The sequence below is a fragment of the Nostoc sp. UIC 10630 genome (assembly GCF_010747425.1).
GTDB lineage: Bacteria > Cyanobacteriota > Cyanobacteriia > Cyanobacteriales > Nostocaceae > Nostoc.
In genome coordinates this window covers 1-3,904 of record NZ_JAAGOG010000362.1, presented here as the reverse complement: position 1 = coordinate 3,904, position 3,904 = coordinate 1, and the positions used below count along the sequence as shown (strand labels likewise).

The window sequence follows — 3,904 nt, the reverse complement described above, 5'->3', positions numbered from 1 at the left end:
GATTAGGGACTGGGGACTGGGGACTGGGAAAATTTTGTATATTTAATACTCAATCCCCAATACCCAATACCCAATACCCAACCCCCAATCCCTTTAGAGGTGTCATGGCTTATGAGATGAGAAAACAAAGAGCGATCGCAGTTGATTTGTTCGCTGGCGCGGGTGGTATGACTCTTGGCTTTGAACAAGCTGGTTTTGACGTGCTAGCATCTGTAGAAATCGACCCTATCCACTGTGCAACACATGAGTTTAACTTTCCTTATTGCTCAGTGTTATGTCAAAGTGTTGTGGATACAACCGGTGAAGAAATTAGGAGTCGGTCTAAAATTGGCGATCGCGAAATTGATGTGGTAATTTGTGGCTCACCATGTCAAGGATTTTCTCTAATTGGTAAACGGGTTGTTGATGATCCGCGAAATTCTTTAGTGTTTCACTTTCATCGGCTGGTTTTTGAGCTAAAACCGAAATTTTTTGTAATGGAAAATGTTCGGGGAATCACAGTTGGTCAACATAAACAAATCCTCCAATCTCTAATTAGTGAGTTTAAAATTTACGGTTATAAAGTAGAAGAGAATTACCAAATTCTCAACGCTGCAAATTACGGAGTACCACAGTCCCGTGAGAGATTATTCCTCATAGGGGCAAGGGAGGATGTAGAGTTACCAAAATATCCTCAACCGATTACTAAACCAGCATTACCAAATAATTTAACTTCTAAAAAAATATCTGATATCCCCTTGAGTCCTACAGTCTGGGATGCGATTAAAGATTTACCTGAAATAGAAAAATATCCTGAGTTAGTAACAAGAGATTGGGTTGTTGGAGAATACGAAAAGCCTAGTAATTATGCTCGTGTACTTCGCGGTCTTAAATGCCTAAAAAATGATTATTCTTATAAACGTGAATATGATTTGCGAATCCTTTCTTCAAGTATAAGAACAAAACATTCTGCGGAAACTATTCAACGTTTTCAGGAAACTGAACAAGGTGAAAGAGAAAAAATTAGTCGTTTTCATAAGCTACATCCTGCTGGTGTCTGCAATACTTTAAGAGCCGGAACAGATAAGTATAGGGGTTCTTTCACATCTCCTAGACCGATTCATCCATTTACGCCTCGTTGTATTACAGTCAGGGAAGCGGCGAGATTACATTCCTATCCCGATTGGTTTAGATTTCATGTAACTAAATGGCACGGTTTTCGGCAAGTTGGTAACTCTGTACCACCGCTACTAGCAAAGGCTGTGGCTGGTGAAATTATTCGTAGTTTGAATATTTCCCCTTTTAAGCCGAGTTTGCGATACAAGTTGGGAGACGAGAAGCTACTACAGTTTAAAATGTCGCAAGCGGAACAATATTATCAGCGTGAGTAATAATACACTTTGTAATATGTGCAAGGTCGGGCTAAGTCCAAGCACGGAAGAATGTACTATCTTCCCAGATATTAGCAGTGCGTTGAGCGATCGCTGTCAATTCTTCCTTTTTAAGAGGCACAAAAGCCCGCGCTATCTTGACATTATTCTCTAATTGTGAAATGGTTTCTGCCGCAATTACACAACAATGAACTCCAGGCTGAGACATTGTGTAACCTAAAGCTTGCTCCATACCTGTCAACCCACCTGGTTTAAACAGTCGACCATAAGCCGGGACTTTCATGGCAATCACACCGACATTTTTTTCTTGAGCAACTGGTAAAACTACTGGGATAAATGGACGTGGGTGGTGTTGGTCGGCGGCACTCACAGGAATCAGCGTAGTGTGGAAAGGATAGCGACGTAACCCTTCGGCAATCACTTGAGGGTCGTGATGTCCGGTAATACCTGCGAAGCGCACCAGTTTTTGTTGTGTGGCTTCTTCTAAAGCTTTAATTGCGCCAGATGGACTAAAGATAGTGTCGAGTTCTTGAGAAAAAGAAACGTGGTGCAACTGCCACAAATCGAGATAATCTGTATTGAGACGTTTTAGCGATCGCTCCAATTCTCGCCAAGCTCCATCCCGATCTCTTTTATCAGTCTTGCTGGCTAGAAATATCTTTGAGCGATGGGATGGTAGCACTTTACCTAAATAATCTTCACTCGGCCCATAACTAGCCGCCGTATCAAAGTAGCGAATGCCAAGTTCCAGCGCTCTTTGAATTATTGCTGTAGCATTACCCTCTTTTCCTTCCCAGGATAGTGGCGTTTGTCCTGCTCCTCCTAACCCGAAGATCGGAAGATTTACTTGCGTGCGTCCCAGCATCCGTTCTGGCATAGTTGCTGGCGGTGTTGCGGTGTTAGTACTATTTTGCTGTAAAGCATTAGTTGCCACAATACCTCCAGTTACAGCAATGCTGGTAATTAGGAAATTACGCCGCGTCTTTCCTTCTGTCATAATTGGCTTCGGGGGCGAAATTACTTTTTATTATAAAATTTTAGCTAGGGGGGATTAATCTCAGAAAGCAAAATTACTGATAGTTTAGGAACACTGCGAAAGCGCTGATCGTTGGTTAGAAAAGTAGAACATTGAGTCAACAGTGCTGTTGCTGAATGGATAGCATCTGGTAATTTGATGTTAATACTGGCACGAAGTTGAGCAGCTTCAATTAAAATCTGACGACTGACAGGAATCACTGTTAAATTTTGTGAATTGCTAATCAGTTGTTGGTAAGTTGTCTGTTGAGCTAAGTCATGATTTTGGAAAGGTTTTACCAATACTTCAGCAAGTGATAATTCACTAGTTACTACACTCAAGTTACCTCGATCAATACTTTGGAATAACTGGGTTAAATCTTGGGCAAATGCTGGATGTCCTTCTAAAGCATAGATCCAAATGTTGGTATCTAGGTATACCTTTGTGCCTTGAATAGCATCTAGAATTCCCATGCATCTCGTTCTTGACGAATAAACTTATCCACTTCTTCCGGTGTCGCAAAACTGCCTTTAGCAGAGCCGATAAAGCTAGTTAAGGGCTTTTCAGAATGCTTTGAGGGTGACTCCAGAAGTACTATCACCTCTACAGTTGCACCTGCTGGAAGTTCTGGAGAAGAGATTTCTACTACACCACCAGGTTTGACGATCGCCTGTTGCCTTAGTCCATTAAGCATGATAATTTATCCTCATTAGTGTCGAACATCCCATTTCATCAGGATAGGTGAAAATCAGAGCGATGCCTACGGCGGCAAGCTACGCACTGCCTTTTCTAGCTTAATTTTGAGGTGCGATCGCATTACTTACTACCGACGGCATTTTTCTGAGCGTAGGTGATATTTTTCTGATACTCTATGATTTTCTGTTGAGCGATTGCATAATTTGGGCTGGAAGATGGCACAGTTTTCATAAGTGCGATCGCAGTTTCCCACTGACTTACAACTGTCTTCCACTCATCTGGAGATTTTGCTGATTGAGTAAGGTTAGCTGCATTAATTGCTTTACTTACTGCTTCTCGAAATGTATCAGTTTGAAGTAACACAATTGGAGATTCCGAAATGACTGGTGAGGGTGTAACTAATGTAGAATTTGATGGTATTTGTGTGTAGGTTTTAGATGTTAGAGGAAATATTTCTCCAAATTGTAAAGATAATAATATCACTACAGCAATTGAAAATACCAAAAAAAGGAACACCAAATTTTTTTTGAAATTACGATATTTATACTGAGTCTTAATAATTGCATTTTCTTCATCATTCGATAAAATATTGGATGTCATTTTGTGTAAACCCATTTCCCCGCGCAATCTATTAAGTTCTTGATCTTTATTTAAATCAGTCTTAGATTTAGTTGTATCTGTTTCTTTAGTACCAGAGTAAGCAGATATTATTCGGTGTCTGACCAAATATTCAATTTGATAAGTTACTTGAGTTTGGACTAATTGGCATTTAGTAGCAATGATATAGAAGGCAAGAGAAAGTGACCTAATTTCTTTTAGGGGC

4 protein-coding genes and 1 pseudogene are annotated in these 3,904 nt (G+C 40.4%); 1 reads left to right on the top strand and 4 read right to left on the bottom strand.

Features of this window, described 5'->3' with window-relative positions:
- Positions 1-104 precede the first annotated feature (104 nt).
- The gene (locus tag G1O98_RS37265; protein ID WP_163939358.1) at positions 105-1,370 is read left to right on the top strand and encodes a DNA cytosine methyltransferase; all 1,266 of its coding nucleotides are present in this window, start codon (positions 105-107) and stop codon (positions 1,368-1,370) included.
- 31 nt (positions 1,371-1,401) lie between these two features.
- Here the strand turns inward: G1O98_RS37265 and G1O98_RS37260 are convergent, their stop codons facing one another.
- The 4 genes and pseudogenes from G1O98_RS37260 to G1O98_RS37245 all read right to left on the bottom strand — a co-directional run.
- Positions 1,402-2,367: an aldo/keto reductase gene (locus tag G1O98_RS37260; RefSeq protein ID WP_163939356.1), complete on the bottom strand. Its 966-nt coding sequence runs from the start codon at positions 2,365-2,367 to the stop codon at positions 1,402-1,404.
- Between the two features lie 44 nt (positions 2,368-2,411).
- Positions 2,412-2,858 carry a PIN domain-containing protein gene (locus G1O98_RS37255; RefSeq protein ID WP_163939354.1) on the bottom strand — a complete coding sequence of 149 codons (447 nt, stop codon included), beginning with the start codon at positions 2,856-2,858 and terminating at the stop codon, positions 2,412-2,414.
- Positions 2,846-3,079, bottom strand: a complete 234-nt coding sequence (locus tag G1O98_RS37250) for a hypothetical protein (RefSeq protein ID WP_163939352.1) — start codon at positions 3,077-3,079, stop codon at positions 2,846-2,848. Before G1O98_RS37250 ends, G1O98_RS37255 begins: the two co-directional genes overlap by 13 nt.
- Positions 3,080-3,201: 122 nt before the next feature.
- Positions 3,202-3,904, bottom strand: a pseudogene (locus G1O98_RS37245) (hypothetical protein); the annotation flags it as partial.

Excerpts from the sequence above, each read along its gene's own strand:
- G1O98_RS37260 (WP_163939356.1), bottom strand. The coding sequence starts at position 2,367 with ATGACAGAAGGAAAGACGCGGCGTAATTTCCTAATTACCAGCATTGCT.
- G1O98_RS37250 (WP_163939352.1), bottom strand. The coding sequence starts at position 3,079 with ATGCTTAATGGACTAAGGCAACAGGCGATCGTCAAACCTGGTGGTGTA.
- G1O98_RS37265 (WP_163939358.1), top strand. The coding sequence starts at position 105 with ATGGCTTATGAGATGAGAAAACAAAGAGCGATCGCAGTTGATTTGTTC.
- G1O98_RS37255 (WP_163939354.1), bottom strand. The coding sequence starts at position 2,858 with ATGGGAATTCTAGATGCTATTCAAGGCACAAAGGTATACCTAGATACC.